This is a genomic window from Agrobacterium sp. MCAB5, from assembly GCF_052114365.1.
GTDB lineage: Bacteria > Pseudomonadota > Alphaproteobacteria > Rhizobiales > Rhizobiaceae > Agrobacterium > Agrobacterium tumefaciens.
Window position 1 is genome coordinate 90,068 of the sequence record NZ_JBFREP010000012.1, and the last position, 20,596, is coordinate 110,663.

Consider the following 20,596-nt stretch of genomic DNA (forward strand, 5'->3'; position numbering starts at 1 on the left):
GCAACGACAGGGAGGAGGACGCCATGGATCTGATCGATACTCACCAGCATCTGATCTTGCGAGGCAAGCTCGGTTATGCCTGGACACGAGGGGAGCCCAGCCTTGCGGGAAGCTTCACCCAGGCTGATTACGCAGCGCTTGTCGAGGGATGTGGCGTAGTGGGTACGATCTTCATGGAAAGCGGGGTGGATGACGGCGACTATCAGGCTGAGGCTCGCCTCATCGCCAGCATGATCGGCGAGGGTGCCTTGCCGATGTTCGGCCAGATCGCCAGTTGCCGACCGGAAACGGATAATGGTTTCGAAGCCTGGCTGGAGGAGTGCCGCCACCTCAACGTGGTCGGTTTCCGGCGCATTCTCCACGTTATGCCCGACGACCTTAGCCGCGAGGAAAATTACCGACGAAACGTGCGCACGATTGGAAAGGCCGGATGGCCGGTCGATCTGTGTTTTCATTCCCGCCAGCTTGCCATTGCCGCCGAACTTGTCGGGGCCTGCCCCGATGTGCGCTTCATGCTCGACCATTGCGGCACGCCGGACATTGCCGGAAACGATTTTCGGGAGTGGAGTGGGCGTATGGCCGACTTGGCGACGCTGCCCAATCTCTTCGTCAAACTCTCCGGCATCACCGCCTATTGTGCACCGGGATGCGCGACGCTGGAAAGCGTGACACCCTATGTGGAAACCGTGCTCAACCTGTTCGGACCTGAGAGAATGGTCTGGGGCGGCGACTGGCCGGTGGTCGATCTCGGCTCGGGTCTACCGGAATGGATCGGTATGACGAGTGAGCTTCTTTCAACGCTCTCGCCCGACGAGCAGGCATCGATCGGCCACCGCAATGCCAGACTGTTTTATTTGGCGACATAGCTTGCAGCTTTTCATGCCGATTGTGCATTGCGTCGGCCGGATATGCCAAGAAGCGCGCCGGCGCGCGCTTCATACGCCTGTGCTTTACTCGGCTGGCTGCGCTGCGGTTGTCGTCGCAGAGCGGTTGGTCTCTCCAGAAAGGCTGCGCTGACCGAGGCTGATAATGGTGACTGTCGACAGGGTGGCGGCAATCGATACCCAGAAGCCGTTGCTCGGGCCGAAATTATCGATCACCCAGCCGGAAATAAAGGCGCCGAGCGCCATGCCGATACCGATGCCGGTCATCACCCAGGTCACGCCTTCCGTCAGCATCGATTCCGGCACGCGGCGCTCGATCAGGCCAAATGCCGTGATGAAGATGGGAGAGATTGCAACGCCGCTGAGGAATACGGCGAAGGCAAGCAGGGAAACTGTCGTGCTTGCAAAGAGGAGCGGCAGCGCGGTGAGCGCAAGGACGCTGACGGCGATCAGCAATTGCCTTTGCAGCGGCATTTTGGGGTTGATCGCCCCCAGAAGCAGGCCGACGACAAACGAACCGATGGCATAGACGCCGATGACGAGGCTGGCAGCTTCCGGTTGACCGAGTTCTTTGGTGATGGCAACGGCACTTACCTCGGCTGTGGCGAAAGTCGAGCCTACGAAGATCAGGGCGACCGTGATGATCTGGACCGAACGCAGCCGGATAGCCGAATGTTGCCTGCTGCCACTTTCAACCGCGCGTACCTTGGGTTCGGTCGATCGTTGCAACAGGAAGGCAAAGGTACCGAGTGCCAGCGAGGCGGTGCTGATCATCATACCTGCTTCCGGAAAGAGTGAGACCGCGAGACCGACGGAGAGCGAGGCGCCGGCGATGTAGACAAGTTCGTCGGCGGCGGATTCAAACGCAAAAGCAGTGTTCAGCTCAGGCCGGTCACGGAAGATTTCCGTCCAGCGGGCGCGCATCATCGCGGGAATACTCGGCATGGCCGCGGCGAGGAAGGCCGAAAGAAAGAGCGTCCAGGCAGGCCATCTCTGGTTGGTCGCGATAATCAGGATAGCAAAGGCGATGACCGATATGATGGTGGCCGGGACAAGGACGCTGCTCTGGCCCTTGCGGTCCACCAATCGGGAAATCTGCGGCGCAACCGCGGCATTGGTCAGCGCGAAGGTGGCCGAGACCGCACCGGCAAGCCAATATTCACCATGGGTCTGGGAAAGCATGGCGACGATGCCGATCGGTGCCATCGCAATCGGAAGACGGGCAAAGAAGCCTGCGGCGGAAAAGCCTTTGGCGCCCGGAGCCCGGAAAATTTCTCTATATGGATTAGACATCGGGATGCACCTTGTTTAGGGAGTACCCACCACAAACATACGTGGCGTATGCAAATGAAATAATTGCATACGTCGCGTATGTCAACTAGTATACGCGGCGTATGTAGAATTCGGAGAAAAAATGCGCAAACCTCGCAGTGAAATGATTGCCGAGACGCGGGCGAAGCTTCTGGTCGCTGGCCGCAAGGCATTTGGCAGCATCGGCTATGCCGAAGCTTCGATGGACGACTTCACTGCCGAAGCAGGGCTGACCCGCGGCGCGCTCTATCACCATTTTGGCGACAAGAAAGGCCTGCTGCTGGCGGTTGTGGGTGAGATCGACGCCGAGATGACGAAAAGGCTCTGTGACATCTCGTCTAGGGCCGCGACGCGTTGGGAGGGTTTCGTTGAGGAAAATGTCGGTTACATTCTCATGGCTCTGGAGCCGGAAATCCAGCGGATCATGTTCCGTGATGGGCCAGCCGTTCTCGGCGACCCTTCACGCTGGCCAAATGCCAACGGCTGTATCTCGGCCGTTGCGCGAAGTCTCGATGCGCTGAAGCAGGAAGGGACGATCGTCGACATTGATCCGGAGGCCTGTGCGCGTTTCATCAATGCGGCGAGCAGCAGTGCAGCCCAGTGGATCGCGAATTCCGACGACCCCGAAACGACCTCGAAACGCGCCGTCGACAGTTTCCGCACCTTTCTGGAAGGGCTGAGGATCACACGCTGATCCGCTTGTCGCCGGTTCTGCGTACACATCAGTGTCAATCTCGTTCCGGCTGAGTGGGTAACCCTGAGCCGGCGATATTCCCTGCAGCGCGCTGAGCGAATCGTGCTGTCTCTCTCCCCCGTAGACTCGTTAACGCGCCAGGGATGATAAGAAATTGCCGGCCCATCGATACAGTTTTTCCTCGTTGAAGAAAAACCGGCCGATCCGGCTGATTTCTGTTTACTTTTGTCGAAATTGCAACGCATCACGCTGTTTGAATTCGCTGTAAGGCCTTTCGCAAACTACGGAGGATGAGATGAAAGCACTGGTGCTGGAAGAAAAAGGAAAGCTCTCGCTCAGGGAGTTCGACATTCCCGGCAAGCTCGGACCCAAGGATGTGCGCATCCGTACCCATACCGTCGGGATTTGCGGCTCGGACGTCCATTATTACACCCATGGCAAAATCGGCCATTTCGTTGTGCATGCGCCGATGGTGCTGGGCCATGAAGCTTCCGGAACGGTAATCGAGACCGGTGCCGAGGTTGCGCATCTGAAGCCGGGTGATCGCGTCTGCATGGAGCCGGGCATTCCCGATCCGACCTCGCGCGCCTCCAAACTTGGCATTTACAATGTTGATCCGGCCGTCAGCTTCTGGGCAACGCCACCCATTCACGGTTGCCTGACACCGGAAGTCATTCATCCCGCCGCCTTTACATACAAGTTGCCCGACAACGTTTCCTTTGCCGAAGGCGCCATGGTGGAACCCTTCGCCATCGGGATGCAGGCAGCACTCAGGGCGCGTATTCAGCCCGGCGATGTTGCCATCGTGACGGGTGCCGGTCCGATCGGCATGATGGTTGCGCTGGCGGCGCTAGCCGGCGGTTGCGCAAAGGTTATCGTTGCCGATCTTGCCCAGCCGAAGCTGGATATCATCGCAGCCTATGACGGCATCGAGACCGTCAACATCCGCGAACGTGACCTGTCGCAGGCCGTGGCTGATGCGACGGATGGCTGGGGTTGCGATGTCGTTTTCGAATGCTCTGGCGCCGCACCCGCCGTGCTCGGTATGGCGAAACTCGCACGTCCCGGCGGCGCCATCGTCCTCGTCGGTATGCCGGTCGATCCGGTGCCGGTTGATATCGTCGGCTTGCAGGCAAAAGAGCTGCGGGTGGAGACGGTTTTCCGCTACGCCAATGTGTATGACCGTGCGGTCGCTCTCATCGCGTCCGGCAAGGTCGATCTGAAGCCGCTGATCTCCGCGACCATTCCCTTCGAAGACAGCATTGCCGGTTTTGACCGTGCGGTGGAGGCAAGGGAAACGGACGTGAAGCTGCAAATTCTGATGCCGCAATAATCCCTTCCGGCAAGCCGCCTGCCGATGCAGGGGCGTCAAAAACCCTTCGGAAAAGTATAAGCTCGACCTGCCGGTGATCGGCGGGTCGAGCTTTAAAAAATCATCACATCGATCTTTAAGATGCGCATTTTCTGGGCGTATGGCGTACAACTGCGCGAAAAAATGGGCGCAACCGCTGGCTTAGTTGTCGGACGATGCACGGCACTCTTCAATTTCTGACAAAAAACAGTCAAAAAAGTATCAGTAATTTCCCCGGTATGATGTGGAAGTAAACGTGCCGCAGGCCATATGCTCCCCATCAACGCCTGGGACGAGCCATAAAGAGGAATGGCTTTGCTCCGCGAATACGGCGGACGTGACCGATGGGAGGAAACATCGATGCAGCCCGATCTGGAACTGGTACATATCCGCAAGGGCGAATCCTTCGCCGCCTGGCGGCATGGCTATCCGTTCCGCACCGTGCGCTGGCATTACCATCCCGAATATGAAATTCATCTGGTCGTGGCGACGTCAGGCACGTTCTACATTGGCGATTTCGTCGGTCGCTTCGGCCCGGGCCAGCTAATCATGACTGGCCCAAATCTCCCTCAAAACTGGATCAGCGAGATCGAGCCGGACGAGATCGTTCCCACGCGCTCTCTCGTCATCCAGTTTCCGGAAGCTTTTATCGAGGATGCCTGCGCTTCCATGTCCGAGATGGAGGTAGTTCGCGCCCTTCTGGACCGCAGCCGCCGCGGCATTCTGTTCGACGATGAGACCAGCGATCGCGTTCGCCCGCTGATACTGCGTTTGATCGAGGCGCAGGGGTTGAAGCGTCTTGCGATTTTTTGGGAAATTCTCGATCTGCTGGTCAATGCGCCGGCGCCCGAGGTGCTGGCGAGCCTGAGCTACGAGCTGGACCTGACGGGCATCGGCGATAGCGGCATCAACCGCGCCTTGTCGCATCTGCGCCAGCACCTGACCGAACAGGTCGAGGAAATCGATCTGGCCGACATGGTTGGCCAGAGCCAGAGTGCCTTCTCCCGTGCCTTCAAGCGACATACGGGAACGACTTTGGTGCGCTATCGCAATCAGCTGCGCATCGATCTGGCCTGCCAGATGCTTCTGGTGGATCAGGACGTGAAGGTGGCGGAAGTCTGCTACGACGTGGGCTTTTCAAACCTTTCGAATTTCAACAGGCATTTCCTGAAGCTGAAGGGAATGTCGCCATCGAGGTTTCGTACGGTATTCGCGGCCCAGAAGGCAGCGGTCATGGCGGATTAAACCAAGATACATCGCGATTTTTCACCAATTCGGGCAGAGGACTGTCCGGAAACGGGCTCTTATTGCCCAGATTTTCCAAACGGGAGGAAGTTACTATGAGAATGAAATCCAAGTTCCTGATGGCATCGGCCGCACTTGCAATGATGGCCGCTCCGGCATTGGCACAGGACAAGCTGAAAATCGGCATGACGTTCCAGGAACTGAACAACCCCTATTTCGTGTCCATGCAGGAAGCGCTGAAGGAAGCCGCGGCAAGCATCGGCGCTGATGTTGTCGTCACCGACGCCGGCCACGATGTGGCAAAGCAGATTTCCGACGTGGAAGACATGCTGCAGCAGAAGATCGACATCCTGCTTCTGAACCCGACCGACAGCGCCGGCATCGAAGCCGCCGTGCACGCTGCCAAAGCTGCCGGCGTGATTGTCGTTGCTGTCGACGCCAACGCAAACGGCCCGGTCGACACCTTCGTCGGCTCGAAGAACCGTGACGCAGGCTACAAGTCTTGCAAGCATCTCGGTGATGCGCTCGGCGGCAAGGGTGAAGTCGCAATCCTCGACGGTATCCCGGTCGTGCCGATCCTGCAGCGCGTCGAAGGCTGCAAGGCAGCGCTTGCCGAATTTGCCGACATCAAGCTTGTCGACACGCAGAATGGTCGTCAGGACCGCTCCGTTGCGCTCGGCGTCGTTGAAAACATGATCCAGTCCCGTCCGAACCTCGCCGGTATCTTCTCGGTGAATGATGGCGGCGCAATGGGTGCACTCGCTGCGATCCAGGGCTCCGGCAAGGACATCAAGCTGACCTCGGTTGATGGTGCTCCCGAAGCTGTGAAGGCAATTGCCGACGGCGGCCCTTTCATCGAAACGACCGCGCAGTTCCCGCGTGACCAGGTGCGCGTTGGCCTTGCCATGGCGCTTGCCCAGAAGTGGGGCGCCCGCGTCGTTCCGAAGGAAGTGCCGATCGACGTCATGGTCGTTGACAGCAAGAACGCCGGCGACTTCAGCTGGTAAGAATTCCTCCCCAGGTCCCGTCCCCGCCTCGTGTGGGGGCGGGACATGTCCCGACCATCGAGGAGGGTAAAATGCTGGAACTGAATGGAATAAGAAAAAGCTTCGGCAAGATCGAGGTCCTGCGCGGCGTTGACCTGCAGGCGCGCGCCGGCGAGGTGCATGCGCTTCTGGGAGAGAACGGCGCTGGCAAGTCGACATTGATGAAAATCCTGTGCGGCATTTTGCAGCCCTCGGAGGGCACGATCCGCATTGACGGAAAGGACCGCCGCTTCGCCAATTACGACGAGGCGATTGCCGCCGGTATCGGCATCGTGTTTCAGGAATTCAGCCTGATCCCCTATCTCGATGCGGTTGAAAACATGTTTCTGGCACGCGAAATCCGCGGACCGCTGCGCCTGCTGAACAAGCGCGCGATGCGTAAACGTGCCGCCGAAATCATGAGCCGTCTGGCCGTGGACGTTCCGCTCGATGTGCCGGTGCACCGCCTTTCCGTTGCCCAGCAGCAATTCGTGGAAATTGCCAAGGCGCTTTCACTCGATGCCCGTATTCTCGTTCTCGATGAGCCGACTGCGACGCTTACCCCGTCCGAGACCGAGCATCTCTTCAAGGTCATGCGCGAGCTGCGGCGTCAGGGTGTCGCTATCATCTTCATTTCCCATCATCTCGAGGAAATATTCGAGATCTGCGACCGCATCACCGTCCTGCGTGATGGCGAACTCATCGGCTCCTGCCTCACCTCTGACGTCGATAATGACCGTCTGGTGGAGATGATGGTCGGCCGGCGCATCGAGGCCAATTTTCCGCCCAAACCGAAGATCGATACAGCTGCGCGCAACGTGATCGAGGTCGAAGAGCTTCAACTGAAAAAAGGCGGGCCGGTCTCGCGCTTTACCCTGCGGCAGGGTGAGATACTCGGTTTTGCCGGGCTTGTCGGTTCCGGGCGCACGGAAACGGTGCTGGCCATGCTTGGCGCGCATTCCGCTTCGCGCCGCAAGATCAAGGTCGATGGCGTCGAGACCCGCTTTTCCGGCCCGGATGAGGCGCTGATGCGCGGCATTGGCCTGCTGCCGGAAAGCCGCAAGGAAGAGGGTCTGATCACCAGTTTCTCCATCCTGCAGAACATCTCCCTCAACAACTATCGCAAGTACCAGAAGGCTCACTGGTTTATCGACCTGAAAAAAGAGCTGGAGCACACGAAAAAGGCGATGGCGCAGGTTCAGGTCAAGGCACAGGGACCCTATGCCCGCGTGGACACGCTGTCCGGTGGAAACCAGCAGAAGATCGTTATCGCCCGCTGGCTGAACCATGACATGCGCGTCCTGATCTTCGACGAACCGACGCGCGGCATCGATGTCGGCGCGAAGGCGGAAATCTATGCGCTGATGCGCGAATTCGCAGCCAAGGGCTATTCGATCATCATGATCTCTTCGGAGCTGCCGGAAGTGATCGGCATGTCGGACCGCGTCTGCGTGTTCCGCTCCGGGGGCATCGTCGCCACCGTCGAGGGCGCAGACATCAATTCAGAAACAATAATGACAAACGCCACCACCGGGAGGGTTGAACATGTCGCTTGATGCAAATACCGGCATTGCCGAAAAGACGAGCGGTTTCGGCCTTGGCAGCATGCTGCGCTCGCCTCTCGCCCTGCCTCTGGCGGGCCTGATTGTCGTATCGATCCTGATGGGTCTTGCGAGCGACAATTTCTTCAGCGTGAACAACATCATGAACGTGCTGCGACAGGTTTCAGTCGTGGGCATTCTGGCCGTGGGCATGACATTCGTCATCCTCACAGGCGGCATCGACCTGTCGGTCGGCGCGGTCATGGCGCTTGTCGGCACGCTGTCTGCAGGCCTGATGGTGAATACCGGCCTGCCTGCGTCGCTCGCCTTGCCGGCCGGGCTGTTCATCGGACTTGGCATCGGTATCTTCAACGGAGCACTTGTCGCCTGGGGCAAGATGCCGGCCATCATCGTCACGCTTGCGACGATGGGAATGGCGCGCGGTCTCGGCCTCATCTACTCCGGCGGTTATCCCGTCAGCGGCATTCCGAGCTGGATTTCCTGGTTTGGCGTCGGCCGCGTTGGCGTCGTGCCGGTGCCTGTTATCATCATGGTGGTGATTTACGCCGTGGCCTGGGTGCTTTTGCAGCGTACGGCTTTCGGTCGTCACGTCTATGCACTCGGCGGCAACGAGCTGGCCGCGCGCCTCTCCGGCGTCAAGACCCGGCGCGTCAAGCTTGCCGTCTATGGTATCTCAGGCGTGACGGCAGCGCTTGCAGCTCTCATTCTGACCGGCCGGCTTATGAGCGGACAGCCCAATGCGGGTGTCGGTTTCGAGCTGGATGCCATTGCGGCCGTGGTTCTCGGCGGCACGGCGATTGCCGGCGGACGCGGGCTCATTCTTGGTACCCTTATCGGCGCGGTGCTGCTCGGCATCCTGAATAACGGCCTCAATCTCATGGGTATCAACCCTTATCTGCAGGATGTCATCAAGGGCGGCATCATTCTGCTCGCCATCTATATCGGGCGCGACTGGCGTTGAGCCCACGCGTCATATCTTCAAAGAAGCAGGAGAATTAAATGTCTGAATTGCTGCAAGGCAAGATCGCGGTCATCACCGGCGCCGCGTCCGGTATTGGCCTCGCCACCACCGAGGCGCTACTGGAAAACGGTGCAACCGTCGTCATGGTCGACTGGAACGAGAAAGCCCTGAATGAACTTGTCGGTAAACTCGGCAAGCGCGCCATCGCGCAGGTCACGAACCTTCTGGATGCAGACAGCTGCAATGCCATGATCCCGGAAATCCTTGAGAAGGTCGATCACATCGATATTCTCTACTGCAACGCAGGCACTTATATTGGTGGCGATCTCACCGAAACCACGCCGGAAGCCATCGACAAGATGTTGAACCTCAACGTCAATGCCGTGATGAAGAATGTACAGGCCGTCGTGCCGCACATGTCGGAGCGCAAGACCGGCGACATCATCGTCACTTGCTCGATCGCCGGACATTTCCCGACCTATTGGGAGCCGGTCTATTCGGGTTCGAAATGGGCGATCACCAGCTTCGTGCAGGGCATGCGTCGCCAGATGATCCCGCATGGTGTGCGCGTCGCGCAGGTCTCTCCCGGCCCGGTCGTCTCGGCCCTTCTGGCAGACTGGCCGGAAGAAAATCTTCGCAAGGCCAAGGAATCGGGTAGCCTCATCGACGCGAGTGAAGTGGCCGATGCGGTGGTTTACATGCTGACCCGCAAGCGCACCGTCACCATCCGCGACATGCTGGTGCTGCCCACCAACTTCGACCGCGTTTAAACTACACTCCCAAGGAGTATCGCAAATGGCTTCCTACCTGATTGGCGTCGATGTCGGTACCGGCTCTGCCCGTGCCGGTGTCTTTGATGTGGCGGGCAGGCTTCTCGCCACCGCCAAGCGCCCGATCACGATGCATCGCGAAGACGGCGGCATAGCCGAACAATCGAGTGGTGAGGTTTGGAAAGCCGTTTGCGACAGCGTGCGGGAAAGTGTCTCGCGCGCCGGCATAGATCCCGCAGCCGTGGTTGGCATCGGTTTCGATGCCACCTGCTCGCTCGTGGTGCGCGGGCCTGAGGATGAGACCCTTCCGGTCGGCGCGCCGGATCATCCAGAGCGCGATATCATCGTCTGGATGGATCACCGCGCCGTCGAACAGGCGGAGCGGATCAATGCGGGCGAACATGCCGTTCTGAAATATGTCGGTGGCCGGATTTCCCCGGAAATGCAGACGCCCAAGCTGCTCTGGCTTCGCGAAAACAGGCCGGATATCTATGCGCGCGCCGAGCACTTCTTTGACCTGACGGACTTCCTGACCTGGAAAGCCTCAGGCGCGCTCGATCGTTCCGCGTGCACGGTTACCTGCAAGTGGACTTATCTCGCCCATGAGGAACGTTGGGATGCGGAATATTTCACCCGCATCGGGCTTGGCGATCTGGCGGAGCAGGGATTCCGCCGTATCGGTGAAAGCGTCGTTCATCCAGGCACGGCGCTGGGTAATGGTTTGACCGATGAAGCCGCAAAAGCCATGGGGCTGGTTGCTGGAACCGCCGTTGCCGCCGGTCTGATCGATGCGCATGCCGGGGGTGTCGGCACGGTGGCTGCGGGCGGCGACGCTTCGCGGTGCCTCGGTTACGTCTTTGGTACCTCTTCCTGTACCATGACAACCACCTCGGAGCCGGCTTTCGTGCCGGGTGTTTGGGGTCCCTATTATTCCGCCATGGTTCCCGGCGCATGGCTCAATGAAGGCGGCCAATCCGCCGCCGGTGCGGCCATTGATTATCTGGTGCAATTGCACCCGGCATTTTCAGAGGCAAAGGCGCTTTCCGAAAAAGAAGGCAAGTCATTACCTGCATGGCTTGCCGACCGTGCACTGGCTTTGGCCACGTCTGCTTCCGCTGCCGTGAAGATTGCCGAGAATTTTCACGTGGTGCCGGAGTTCCTCGGCAACCGCGCGCCCTTCGCCGATCCTCATGCCCGTGCCGTCATTGCCGGTTACGGCACCGAGACGGGGGTGGATTCGCTTGTCGCGCTTTACGTGGCGGGGCTTCTCGGCCTCGGTTACGGGCTTCGCCAGATCATCGAGACGCAGGCGCGTCATGGCGCTCCCGTGGAAACGATCAGTGTCAGCGGCGGCGCGGGCGCGCATCCGCTTGCCAGACAATTGCTGGCGGATGCGACGGGGCTTTCGGTTGAACTCACTGAATGCGAGGAGCCGGTGCTTCTGGGATCGGCGATGCTCGGCGCGGTTGCTGCCAAGGCCTATCCCGACCTGATTTCCGCAATGCCCGCCATGTCGCGTATTGCCAAATATTCGGCACCGGACGCTGCATTCAGCCAAGTGCACCAGTCACGCTACGACGCGTTTCTGGCACTGCAGAATGCGGCGCGCGCCATTCGTTCCGCAAACCATTCCTGAAGCGCCACAAGCTTCCATCGTCCGGCCGTTTTGGCCGCAAAATAAAGAGGATTCCATGCAGTTTTCCGGAAAATCCGTCATCATCACCGGCGCAGGCAAGGGCATCGGCCGTGCCTGCGCTATCCTGATGGCCGCGCGCGGTGCTGAGGTCGTGGCAATCAGCCGGACCCAGTCCGATCTCGACAGCCTGAAAAGCGAAATCGGCGGACGCTCGATCCGTGTCGATCTCGCAGATGTGGCGTCGACGCGGGCCGCGATGGTCGAGGCGGGTCCTTGCGATTTTCTCATCAACAGCGCCGGCATCAACGTGCTCGAAAGCGTGCTTGATATGAGCGACGAAGGTTATGAGGCTGTACTGGGCATCAATCTGCGTGCCGCGCTCGTCACCTGCCAGGAATTCGCCCGTGCCCGTGTCGCAAAGGGTGGCGGCGGCGCAATCGTCAACATCACGTCAATTGCCGGTCATCGCGGTTTTCAGGATCATCTCTGCTACGCGGCCTCGAAAGCGGGGCTTGAAGGCGCAACCCGCGTTCTTGCCAAGGAACTCGGGCCGCACGGCATCCGTGTCAACGCCGTGGCGCCGACCATCACGCTGACTGAACTGGCTGCCGAAGCATGGAACGATCCGGCCAAGAGCACACCAATGATGGTTCGCCATCCTCTGCAGCGCTTTGCCGAGGCCGAAGACGTGGCACAGAGCATCGCACTGCTTCTGTCAGATGATAGCAGCATGATTTCCGGCGCGGTGTTGCCTATCGATGGCGGGTTCCTCGCCGTCTGACGTTTAAGGGATGCGCGGGTGCAAATGCATCGCCGCGCATCCTGTTCCAGGACTGGATATCCGCTCAGGTCAGATCCGGATGTCTGCCAACCAGCTGGTTGCGTTTTGCCTGAAGAATTTCCTTCTGTTCTTCAAGTTTGAGCAATTCGTCGTCTATCTCATCGACGCTTTTCTCGATGTGCAGATATTGCTCTGCAAGAAGCGACTTCGCTTCCTTTCGGCTAGACGCATTCGGCGTGTCGCCATAAAGCGGCCGGTTGGCGGTTTCCTTGAGGAAAAATGTCGTCACAATGCCAAAGATGGCCGCGACCATGAGATAGTAGGCCGGCATATAGATATTTTCCGTTACCTCCACCAACCATGCGGTGAGTGTCGGCGTGAGCCCGGCAACGATGATCGAGATATTAAACGCGATAGCCAGCGCGCTGTAGCGGATGCGGGCCGGGAAAAGGGCCGGGAGGGTGGATGCCATGATCCCGATCAGGCAGTTGAGTGCGACCGCCAGGATGAGCAGGCCGAAGAAAATCTGAACAACCTGTCCGCTGGCGATGAGATGAAATGCCGGCAGTGAAAGAAACAGGATCGCCGTGCTGCCAACCGCCAGAAACGGCCTGCGTCCGATCCGGTCGCTCAAAAGCCCGATGGCGGGCTGGACGAACAGCATGCCAACCATAACCGCGATGATGATGAGGACGCCATGGTCCTCGCTGTAATTCAGCGTCTTCGACAGATATGTCGGCATGTAAGTGAGCAGCATGTAATAGGTGACGTTGGTCACGAGGACCATGCCTATGCATATTGCCAGCGAGCGGGAATGTTGGCTCACGATCTCGGCGATGGGAACCATGGGGCGCTCTTTCAGCGACTGCCGGTCTTCTTCTTCAGAGCGCTGCAGGCGTTCGGTGAAGGCTGGTGTTTCTTCTGCCGCGTGGCGCAGATAGAGCCCGATCAGCCCGAGGGGTGCCGCCAGAAAGAACGGAATGCGCCAGCCCCAGTCGAGGAACTTGTCTTCACCCATCGCGGTGCTGAGCAGCACGACGAGCCCCGCGCCAAGCACGAAGCCGGCGATGGAGCCGAAGTCGAGCCAGCTTCCAAGGTAACCGCGCTTCCGGTCAGGCGCGTATTCCGCCACGAAAATGGCCGCACCGGTATATTCGCCGCCAACGGAAAACCCTTGGGCAAGCTTGCATAACAGCAACAGAATGGGTGCCCATATGCCGATGGTGGCATAACCGGGGATGAGGCCGATACAGAAGGTGCTCGCGGCCATGATGATGATTGTCAGGGAGAGGACTTTTTGACGCCCGAATTTGTCGCCCATGGCGCCGAAAAATACGCCCCCCAATGGGCGGATGAGGAAGGGGACGGAGAAGGTTGCGAGCGCCGCCACCGTTTGAACGGCGGGTGACGCGTCAGGGAAGAAGACCTTGCCGACGGCATAGGCGACGAAGCCGTAAACGCCGAAGTCGAACCACTCCATCGCGTTACCGAGAGCGGCTGCCGTAACTGCTTTTTTGACCTTCTCGTCATCGATAACGGTGACGTCGTCGATGCTCAGCGGAGTGGCCTGTATCTGGTTGTTCAATCACTGTCCCCCTGAACTGCATTGCGCCCGAATTTTTTGAGCGCCAAGAAAATGCTTGATACGCTTAAGCGTTCCATCGGTCGGCAGAACAATCGGGCCTTAGCTCATCTCATGGGGAGTATGGGCGGGGTCGCCCGACAGGAGAAAAAAACGCCCGGCTGGTAGCCGGGCGTTTTTTAAAGATTAGTGGTGGTGCTCAGGCATTTCCTTGAGCTGATCCTTGGTCCACGAGGTAATCGCGTGGACATCGCCGTCTTCATCGCGCATGAAATCGAGATCGCTGAGCGGTACTGCGACGGGCTTTGCGCCGATGCCGAGAAAGCCGCCGACGTCGATGATCGCGGTGCTTGCCGCGCCGACGCCATGGACGTGATCGACCTTGCCGACCTTGTGGTCATCTGCGCCATAAACTGTTGCACCTTCCAGAACCGACGGGGTCAGTTCGGTTTCAACGAGGCGTACGTGATTGGCATGATCCATTTTTCTTCCTCCTGCTTGGGTTGCGATATGGAAACTCCCGCAGTGCAAAACCGTTCCATCGCGTCTGGGGGATTTTGGGCTAAACCGGTTGTCTGAACGCTTAGGGGACTGGTATGAACTCCAGCGGACCGCCCGCCGCAAAATCACGCTTGAAAAGATTGAACACGTGTGCAATATGAACGCGTGTTCAATCTTTTGAGAGATGGTTATTCCGCATGGACCTGATGCCTTATCCGGATACGTTGGCAGCCCGTGCCGAACTGTGCCGCAGCGTTATTCTTTCCGCCGGGGAATTGGTGCTGAAAGGCTTTCAGGGCGAGGCGACACGCAGCTTCTCAATGAAGGGCCCGCAGGACTTTCTGACGGTGACGGATGCAGCCTCCGAAGCGCATATTCGCGGCGCGATCTCGACCTGCTTTCCTAAGGACAGTTTTTTCGGCGAGGAGGGCGGCGGTGTGATCGGTGATCGCGTCTGGGTCGTTGATCCCGTGGACGGCACCGCAAATTTCGCCCGCGGCATTCCGCACTTCTGCATCTCCATCGCCTATGTCGAAAACGGGCAAACCGAAATCGGCGCTATCTATAATCCGGCTCTGAATGAACTTTATTTCGCCCGACGCGGCGAGGGGGCAACGCGTAACGGGCAGCCGATCCAGGTTGCGCAGACGGAACGTTTCGATGCGGCCTCAATCGAAATGGGCTGGTCGACCCGCATCGCGAATGCCACCTATCTTGATGTCGTCAAGAACCTGCTCGATATGGGCACCAATGTGCGCCGCGCCGGTTCCGGTGCGCTGGCGCTTGCCTATGTGGCCGATGGCCGCTCCGATGCCTATCTCGAATTGCACATGAATTCATGGGATTGTCTTGCGGGACTGCTACTCGTCAGCGAAGCTGGCGGCGACGTCTGCCCTTTCCTGGAGATCGGTAGTCTTGAAGATGGCGGGCCGGTGCTGGCCGCAGCCAGCGGTGTTGCAAGCGGCGTCAGCCGGGCATCGAAGATACCTTTGGCAGAGCGGCAGCCTTCGGATCGGCAGCGGGCCGTATCGGCCTGAGTTTAGACGAGCGCCTGTCCGTGAAGGGTGCTTGGTGCATGTGGAGGAATGAGATGGATGGACCCGTTTATGCCCGGCCTGCGATCAGCCTGATTGCGGAAGGGCTCGGCCCGCGTAACGTTGCGCTCTATATCGGCGGCAGCGATGGTGCGAGCGACCTTGGGCTCCTTCACCGGCACGGCATTAACACCGTCGTCAACTGCGCCGTCAATCTGGATATCAATCTCGTGCAGGCGTCGGCGGAAGATGGCGACAGGTGCGCGGTGGGGTATGGCGATATCCGTTATTATAAGCTCGGTCTTATCGACGGCGAAGGCAGTCCGGACACGATGATGCTGGGGGCCTATTATATTCTCGACGGCGCATTGCGGCAGACCATGCCGAAACGCGAAACCTATCCGTTCCCCGATGGCGGCAATGTGCTCGTCAATTGCCGCAGCGGCCGCAGCCGCTCGGTATCGCTGGTCGCGCTTTTCCTGCACAAGCAGCAGCCGCATCTTTACCCTAACCTCGACGATGCACTGGCTGTGATCCGCACGAAGCGGGAATTGCGGCCGGACGAATGGTTCGAGACACCGAAACCGATGCTTTATGCTGCTGCCCGCCGCGCTTCCGACTGGATCGATATGGTCGAAGGCAGAAAGACTGTCCAACCATGCTGAAACGCACGCTTCCTTCCGTCGCCGTCATTGCCGACGCCCATTTCCATGACACGGCGGCCGATTTCGGTTTTCCCGGCATAGAGGTCGATGGAGAACGCATCACCATGCGTAGCTGGTCGGATACACGCGAATCCACCCGTGTTTTCAACGAAAGCGCCGATGCGCTGCATGCTGCACTCGAAGAAGTGCGGCAGCGGGGCATTCGCCATGTGGTGCTGCTTGGCGACTATACCGACGACGGCCAGCGCGCGACATCCGAAACGCTGAAGGGTATTCTGGAGCGTCATCGTGATACCCATGGCACCGCCTTTTATGCGCTGCCCGGCAACCACGATATTTTCGGCCCGCGTGGCCGACATCATACCAAGGAGTTTCTGACGGAGAACGGCAAATGCCTTTCCGTTTCAAGCGATGCGCGGCGGGCCGGTGATCGGGTGGTGATCAGCGACCGGATGTATTGCGAAGGCTACCCCGTTGGCCTTGGCCCGATGGCGGCTTTCGGATATTTCCGCCAGCCGGACTATCTGCATTGGGAAACACCGTTCGGGCTTTCCGATGCGACGGAAGATCGTCTCTACGAGGTGCGTTCCCCCGATGGCACCAATATCTACCGGCTGATGGACGCATCTTATTTGGTTGAGCCGGAGCCGGGCCTCTGGCTGCTCATGATCGACGCCAATATTTTCGAACCGCTTGACGGCACTTTCGAGACGGGTGAGGAAGCGGCTTTCACCGACAGTACCTCTGGCGGCTGGAATGCGCTTTTGCGCTGCAAGCCCTTCATCATCGACTGGATTGCCGATGTGCGCGAAAGAGCGCAGGCGCTCGGCAAGACTTTGCTCGGCTTTTCGCACTATCCGGCGCTCGATCCCTTCGATGGCGCAAGCGGTGCCGAAAGTGCGCTGTTCGGCGAAACCAACGTGGTGCGTCGCACGCCGCGCAAGGCGGTTGAGGATGCGCTGGTTGAGGCCGGGCTCCAAGTCCATTTCAGCGGGCATCTGCATGTGGAAGGCGTAACCCGGCGTGGGGAAGGGGAAACCTCGCTCACCAATATCGCCGTGCCGTCTCTGGTTGCCTTTCCACCCGCCTTCAAGGTCGTCCATCCCCAGCAGCACGAGATTTCCATCGAGACGGTGGAAATGGCCGCGCTGCCGATTAACAGCCGCATTTGCCGTGGGTATGCGCAGGAAATGGCACTTGCGGGCGAGGATGAGGACCGCGCATTTGCGGCCGGCAATTATGGTGATTTCCTGCTTGGCCACAAACGCGCGCTTATCAGGCATCGTTATTTCACCAAGGAGTGGCCAGCCGGGATCGTGGCGGCTATCGCGGATAAAACCATATCCGAGGTTATCGGCCTGCTTGGTGAAAAAAGCCTTGCCTCGCATGATGCCGGGCTTTCCTCCGATCTGCCGATGTTCGAGCTTATTGCTGACTGGTATTGCCTGCGTCAAAGCGCGGGTCTGGCGCTTGTCCATATCGCGCCTCAACGGCTTTCCCTTTACCGGATGCTGGCGGAGCGGTTCGGCCGTGAGCCCGATCACCACGACGGTTCGGTTAAGAGTTTTATCGAAATCTTCTTCGGTGCCCTTGGGCTGTTTCTCGACCGTGCCGAAGGCGGTTTGCGGCATCTGGAGCTCCCACTCACACCGCGACTCCAATCCGTTGCGGTGTGATCCGTAGGTTTTTTCGACGCAATCCGCGATGTCAACGGGGCAGTTCAACGTCCCCTCGGGGAAGAGTGGCGGCAAGCAGGACAGGCGAGGTGATCTAGTGGAATCGGTCGTTGTCAGCATCAATCTGTTCGGCGCGGTGGCGCTGCTGCTTTTCGGCCTTGGGCAGATCAAGGACGGAATGTCGCGTGCCTTCGGCGCCAAGCTTCGCATCGGGCTTGCCGCCGGTACACGGGGTGGGTTTCGCTCCTTCATCGCCGGTCTCGTGGCGACGATCGCCCTGCAGAGTTCGACAGCCACGGCGCTGATGGTTGCCTCCTTCGTTGAAAAAGACTTGATCGCACCGGCGATGGCGCAAATCGTGCTGCTCGGCGCGAATGTGGGTACTGCGACGACCGCGTGGATTGTCGCACTCGGTCTTGGCTGGCTGTCGCCGATGCTGATCCTTGCCGGTGTCATTCTATTGCGTGGAAAGTCGGTGCAGCGGCAGGGTGCGGGTGCTGCCCTTGCCGGTGTCGGCCTGATGCTGCTTTCCCTGCATCTTCTTTCTGCGGCGACGGATCCGATCCGGCAGTCGCCGGCGCTTAACCTCTTCATTTCCATGCTCGGCAATGCCTGGCCGGTCGCGTTGATCTTTTCCGCGGTGCTGGCCGTGCTGGCATCATCGAGCCTTGCTATCGTCGTCCTCATCCTGTCACTTGCGGCAAGCGGCGGCATTGAAACAAGCCTCGTTATCGTGCTGGTACTCGGCGCCAATCTTGGCGGCGCGGTTCCGCCGGTGCTGGCGACGTTGAAGGCGCCGGTCGCGGCGCGCCGGGTGGCGCTTGGCAACCTCATCGTCCGGACCACCGGCTGTGTCGCAGCCCTGCCTCTTGCCGGATACGGCGCGGCACTGCTCGACATGTCGCCTTTCTCGCACGCCAATCTAGCGGTCGATGCGCATCTCCTTTTCAATCTTGCTGTTGCCGCGATCGCATGGCCGCTATCGCCGTTGTTGCTGCGGATGACGACCGCGCTGCTGCCGGAAAAAGAGGGAGCCGAAAGCCGCCGCAGCTATCTCGACAGTCATGATCTGGGTCAACCGGTTGCGGCGCTTGCCGGTGCAAGCCGCGAGGTCATGCTGGTTGGTGACCTGATCGAGCGCATGCTGCGTCAGGCGAATGACGCCATGCGCGACAGCGATCTTTCCAAACTCAATGATATCAGTACGCTGGAAGGCCGGGTCGATAGTATCCAGCATGCCATCAAGGTCTATGTCTCGAAGGTGGGCCAGGATGGTTTGTGCCAGAAGGATCAGCGACGTGCGATGGATATCGTTGAATATGCCATCAATCTCGAACATATCGGCGATATCATCGAGAAGGGCATCCGCCCGGAAATCGCCAAGAAGATCAATCTTGGTCTCAGGTTTTCCGATGATGGCAAAAGCGAGCTGGAACGTCTATTCTCCATCACGCTCGACAATATTCGCATGGCGCAATCCGTTTTCGCCACCCGCAATGCCGACCTTGCCCGTCGGCTGGTGGAGGTGAAGGAAGACGTGCGCCGGCTGGAAAAACAGTCATCGGAGCGACATCTCCAGCGCCTGCGCGACGGCCTGACTGACAGCATCCAGACAAGCTCAGTGCATCTCGACATGCTGCGCGATCTGAAGCGCATCAACGCCCATATCGCCGCCGTCGCACATCCGATCCTCGATGAAAGCGGTCTCCTGATCGAAAGCCGGATCAAGCAGGCGGGTTGAAGCCATGCCAGTAAAACGGCGCTGTGGTTTTTGCCCGGGAGTGGGCTTCTAGCGCGCGGTGATCCTTTCGACCATCTCAACGGGCACGACCTGAAGCCGGGTCTCGGGCTCGTCGCTGTCGAGGGCGGTCAGGACCTTCTCGGTCAGCGCGTCAAAGGATTGGGCAACGGTCGTCAGCTGATAGCTTTTCCAGCCCGCCTGCGGAATATCGTCGAAACCGACAATCGACAGGTCTTCAGGAATTCGGCGGCCCATCTCTAGCCTTGCTGCATCCATGAAGCCGAGTGCCAGCAGATCGGTCACGCAGAAGGCGCCGTCTATTGTCTTGTCCGTCAGCAACTCGCAGCCTGCCTGATAGCCGCTGTCATAACTCGTCGGACCGCCCGACCATGGAACGACCTCGATACCCTCGATGCTCATGCGCTGGGTGAAAGCGCCGGCGCGGCGCAGCTGTGCCGGTGTCTGGCTGCCGCTGGAAACGACCGCGACCTTCCGGCATTTAGCCGCCACAAGCCGCATGGCGGCGAGATCGGCGCCGTGGGAATCGTCGCTCAGCACCATGTTCGTATCGGTCCGGTCGAGGCGCTGGTTGATGAGGATGAGGCGCACGCCATTGGCAATGCATTCGTCGACAATCGAGGCTGGCGGCTCGCCGGAGAGTACGACGATGGCCTGGGCGCGAAACTCGAAAAGCAGTTCGATCAGCGGCGCGATATCCTTGCGTGCATCGGCCGCATTCAGCAGCAGGCATTGCAAGCCGCGACGCAGAAGGCCGATGCTGAGGAGGTCGAGCTGTTTTGAAATAAACGGCGAGCTGAGATTGGCACCGACCACCCCGATGAGATTGGATCGGTCATTGTTGAGGCCCTGGGCCAGACGGTTGACGCGGTAGCCAAGCTCATGCGCGGCTTTCAACACCTTGCGCCGGACGGCCTTCGATACGCTGCCGCCGGGGGTGAATGTGCGCGAGACGGCGGAGCGCGAGACACCAGCCTTTTTCGCCACCTCTTCGGCCGTCACGAACCCTCTCGCCATTCAACTTCCCCGTTGCAAAACCTCATGTCTGATATCACAGGCCATAAGGGCCGACTATTCCAATCGAAATATTTCAGGTGCGAAGCGCTCTTGCTGATGGAAGGCGGTTCTCGCTTTCGCCGGCAAATATATCGTCCTTTCC

18 protein-coding genes are annotated in these 20,596 nt (G+C 59.2%); 14 read left to right on the top strand and 4 right to left on the bottom strand.

Features of this window, described 5'->3' with window-relative positions; genetic code table 11:
* Nucleotides 1–23 precede the first annotated feature (23 nt).
* Nucleotides 24–866 carry an amidohydrolase family protein gene (locus AB4Z23_RS22925; protein ID WP_013762236.1) on the top strand — a complete coding sequence of 281 codons (843 nt, stop codon included), beginning with the start codon at nt 24–26 and terminating at the stop codon, nt 864–866.
* An 84-nt stretch (nt 867–950) separates the two neighbouring features.
* Here the strand turns inward: AB4Z23_RS22925 and AB4Z23_RS22930 are convergent, their stop codons facing one another.
* Complete coding sequence (locus tag AB4Z23_RS22930; protein WP_035200093.1) at nt 951–2,177, bottom strand: MFS transporter; 1,227 nt, start codon at nt 2,175–2,177, stop codon at nt 951–953.
* Nucleotides 2,178–2,298: 121 nt separating this feature from the next.
* Between AB4Z23_RS22930 and AB4Z23_RS22935 the strand changes: the two genes are divergently transcribed.
* The 9 genes from AB4Z23_RS22935 (at nt 2,299) to AB4Z23_RS22975 (ending at nt 12,220) form a co-directional block, all read left to right on the top strand.
* A complete protein-coding gene (locus tag AB4Z23_RS22935; RefSeq protein ID WP_003518207.1) occupies nt 2,299–2,889 on the top strand; it encodes a TetR/AcrR family transcriptional regulator in 591 nt (196 codons plus the stop codon).
* A 295-nt stretch (nt 2,890–3,184) separates the two neighbouring features.
* Nucleotides 3,185–4,222 carry an NAD(P)-dependent alcohol dehydrogenase gene (locus AB4Z23_RS22940; protein ID WP_013762238.1) on the top strand — a complete coding sequence of 346 codons (1,038 nt, stop codon included), beginning with the start codon at nt 3,185–3,187 and terminating at the stop codon, nt 4,220–4,222.
* Between the two features lie 378 nt (nt 4,223–4,600).
* The gene (locus AB4Z23_RS22945) at nt 4,601–5,485 is read left to right on the top strand and encodes an AraC family transcriptional regulator (RefSeq protein ID WP_003518205.1); all 885 of its coding nucleotides are present in this window, start codon (nt 4,601–4,603) and stop codon (nt 5,483–5,485) included.
* A 95-nt stretch (nt 5,486–5,580) separates the two neighbouring features.
* Nucleotides 5,581–6,492 carry an ABC transporter substrate-binding protein gene (locus tag AB4Z23_RS22950; RefSeq protein ID WP_013762239.1) on the top strand — a complete coding sequence of 304 codons (912 nt, stop codon included), beginning with the start codon at nt 5,581–5,583 and terminating at the stop codon, nt 6,490–6,492.
* Between the two features lie 71 nt (nt 6,493–6,563).
* On the top strand, nt 6,564–8,066 hold the full coding sequence (locus tag AB4Z23_RS22955; RefSeq protein WP_013762240.1) for a sugar ABC transporter ATP-binding protein: 1,503 nt from the start codon (nt 6,564–6,566) through the stop codon (nt 8,064–8,066).
* Entirely contained in the window at nt 8,056–9,033 is a 978-nt protein-coding gene (locus AB4Z23_RS22960) for an ABC transporter permease (protein WP_003518202.1), read from the top strand. The genes AB4Z23_RS22955 and AB4Z23_RS22960 overlap by 11 nt, the downstream gene beginning before the upstream one ends.
* Nucleotides 9,034–9,071: 38 nt before the next feature.
* Nucleotides 9,072–9,803, top strand: coding sequence for an SDR family oxidoreductase (locus tag AB4Z23_RS22965; RefSeq protein WP_013762241.1), 732 nt, complete (start codon nt 9,072–9,074; stop codon nt 9,801–9,803).
* A 25-nt stretch (nt 9,804–9,828) separates the two neighbouring features.
* A complete protein-coding gene (locus tag AB4Z23_RS22970; protein WP_013762242.1) occupies nt 9,829–11,439 on the top strand; it encodes an FGGY-family carbohydrate kinase in 1,611 nt (536 codons plus the stop codon).
* A gap of 55 nt (nt 11,440–11,494) precedes the next feature.
* A complete protein-coding gene (locus tag AB4Z23_RS22975) occupies nt 11,495–12,220 on the top strand; it encodes an SDR family oxidoreductase (protein ID WP_013762243.1) in 726 nt (241 codons plus the stop codon).
* Nucleotides 12,221–12,284: 64 nt separating this feature from the next.
* On the opposite strand, the gene proP is transcribed toward AB4Z23_RS22975, so the two are convergent.
* Both proP and AB4Z23_RS22985 read right to left on the bottom strand, forming a co-directional pair.
* Nucleotides 12,285–13,805 (bottom strand): glycine betaine/L-proline transporter ProP, encoded by a 1,521-nt coding sequence (proP, locus tag AB4Z23_RS22980; protein ID WP_013762244.1) that lies wholly within the window; start codon nt 13,803–13,805, stop codon nt 12,285–12,287.
* Between the two features lie 183 nt (nt 13,806–13,988).
* Entirely contained in the window at nt 13,989–14,285 is a 297-nt protein-coding gene (locus tag AB4Z23_RS22985) for a PRC-barrel domain-containing protein (protein ID WP_003518197.1), read from the bottom strand.
* A gap of 215 nt (nt 14,286–14,500) precedes the next feature.
* On the opposite strand from AB4Z23_RS22985, the gene AB4Z23_RS22990 reads away from it, so the two are divergent.
* The 4 genes from AB4Z23_RS22990 (at nt 14,501) to AB4Z23_RS23005 (ending at nt 19,419) form a co-directional block, all read left to right on the top strand.
* Nucleotides 14,501–15,340 (top strand): inositol monophosphatase family protein, encoded by an 840-nt coding sequence (locus AB4Z23_RS22990; protein WP_013762245.1) that lies wholly within the window; start codon nt 14,501–14,503, stop codon nt 15,338–15,340.
* Nucleotides 15,341–15,393: 53 nt separating this feature from the next.
* On the top strand, nt 15,394–16,002 hold the full coding sequence (locus AB4Z23_RS22995) for a dual specificity protein phosphatase family protein (RefSeq protein ID WP_035200106.1): 609 nt from the start codon (nt 15,394–15,396) through the stop codon (nt 16,000–16,002).
* Nucleotides 15,996–17,678, top strand: a complete 1,683-nt coding sequence (locus AB4Z23_RS23000; RefSeq protein ID WP_441360808.1) for a metallophosphoesterase family protein — start codon at nt 15,996–15,998, stop codon at nt 17,676–17,678. Before AB4Z23_RS22995 ends, AB4Z23_RS23000 begins: the two co-directional genes overlap by 7 nt.
* A gap of 97 nt (nt 17,679–17,775) precedes the next feature.
* Nucleotides 17,776–19,419 (top strand): Na/Pi cotransporter family protein, encoded by a 1,644-nt coding sequence (locus AB4Z23_RS23005; RefSeq protein WP_025595112.1) that lies wholly within the window; start codon nt 17,776–17,778, stop codon nt 19,417–19,419.
* 48 nt (nt 19,420–19,467) lie between these two features.
* Here the strand turns inward: AB4Z23_RS23005 and AB4Z23_RS23010 are convergent, their stop codons facing one another.
* On the bottom strand, nt 19,468–20,454 hold the full coding sequence (locus AB4Z23_RS23010; protein ID WP_003518188.1) for a LacI family DNA-binding transcriptional regulator: 987 nt from the start codon (nt 20,452–20,454) through the stop codon (nt 19,468–19,470).
* Between the last annotated feature and the right edge of the window lie 142 nt (nt 20,455–20,596).

What these genes read in the sequence shown, in the direction of transcription:
- AB4Z23_RS22945 (WP_003518205.1), top strand. Translation starts at nt 4,601, where the DNA reads ATGCAGCCCGATCTGGAACTGGTACATATCCGCAAGGGCGAATCCTTC.
- AB4Z23_RS22955 (WP_013762240.1), top strand. Translation starts at nt 6,564, where the DNA reads ATGCTGGAACTGAATGGAATAAGAAAAAGCTTCGGCAAGATCGAGGTC.
- AB4Z23_RS22965 (WP_013762241.1), top strand. Translation starts at nt 9,072, where the DNA reads ATGTCTGAATTGCTGCAAGGCAAGATCGCGGTCATCACCGGCGCCGCG.
- AB4Z23_RS22970 (WP_013762242.1), top strand. Translation starts at nt 9,829, where the DNA reads ATGGCTTCCTACCTGATTGGCGTCGATGTCGGTACCGGCTCTGCCCGT.
- AB4Z23_RS22990 (WP_013762245.1), top strand. Translation starts at nt 14,501, where the DNA reads ATGGACCTGATGCCTTATCCGGATACGTTGGCAGCCCGTGCCGAACTG.
- AB4Z23_RS22975 (WP_013762243.1), top strand. Translation starts at nt 11,495, where the DNA reads ATGCAGTTTTCCGGAAAATCCGTCATCATCACCGGCGCAGGCAAGGGC.
- AB4Z23_RS22960 (WP_003518202.1), top strand. Translation starts at nt 8,056, where the DNA reads ATGTCGCTTGATGCAAATACCGGCATTGCCGAAAAGACGAGCGGTTTC.
- AB4Z23_RS22995 (WP_035200106.1), top strand. Translation starts at nt 15,394, where the DNA reads ATGGATGGACCCGTTTATGCCCGGCCTGCGATCAGCCTGATTGCGGAA.
- AB4Z23_RS22935 (WP_003518207.1), top strand. Translation starts at nt 2,299, where the DNA reads ATGCGCAAACCTCGCAGTGAAATGATTGCCGAGACGCGGGCGAAGCTT.
- AB4Z23_RS22985 (WP_003518197.1), bottom strand. Translation starts at nt 14,285, where the DNA reads ATGGATCATGCCAATCACGTACGCCTCGTTGAAACCGAACTGACCCCG.
- AB4Z23_RS22930 (WP_035200093.1), bottom strand. Translation starts at nt 2,177, where the DNA reads ATGTCTAATCCATATAGAGAAATTTTCCGGGCTCCGGGCGCCAAAGGC.
- AB4Z23_RS22950 (WP_013762239.1), top strand. Translation starts at nt 5,581, where the DNA reads ATGAGAATGAAATCCAAGTTCCTGATGGCATCGGCCGCACTTGCAATG.
- AB4Z23_RS22925 (WP_013762236.1), top strand. Translation starts at nt 24, where the DNA reads ATGGATCTGATCGATACTCACCAGCATCTGATCTTGCGAGGCAAGCTC.
- AB4Z23_RS22940 (WP_013762238.1), top strand. Translation starts at nt 3,185, where the DNA reads ATGAAAGCACTGGTGCTGGAAGAAAAAGGAAAGCTCTCGCTCAGGGAG.
- AB4Z23_RS23010 (WP_003518188.1), bottom strand. Translation starts at nt 20,454, where the DNA reads ATGGCGAGAGGGTTCGTGACGGCCGAAGAGGTGGCGAAAAAGGCTGGT.
- AB4Z23_RS23000 (WP_441360808.1), top strand. Translation starts at nt 15,996, where the DNA reads ATGCTGAAACGCACGCTTCCTTCCGTCGCCGTCATTGCCGACGCCCAT.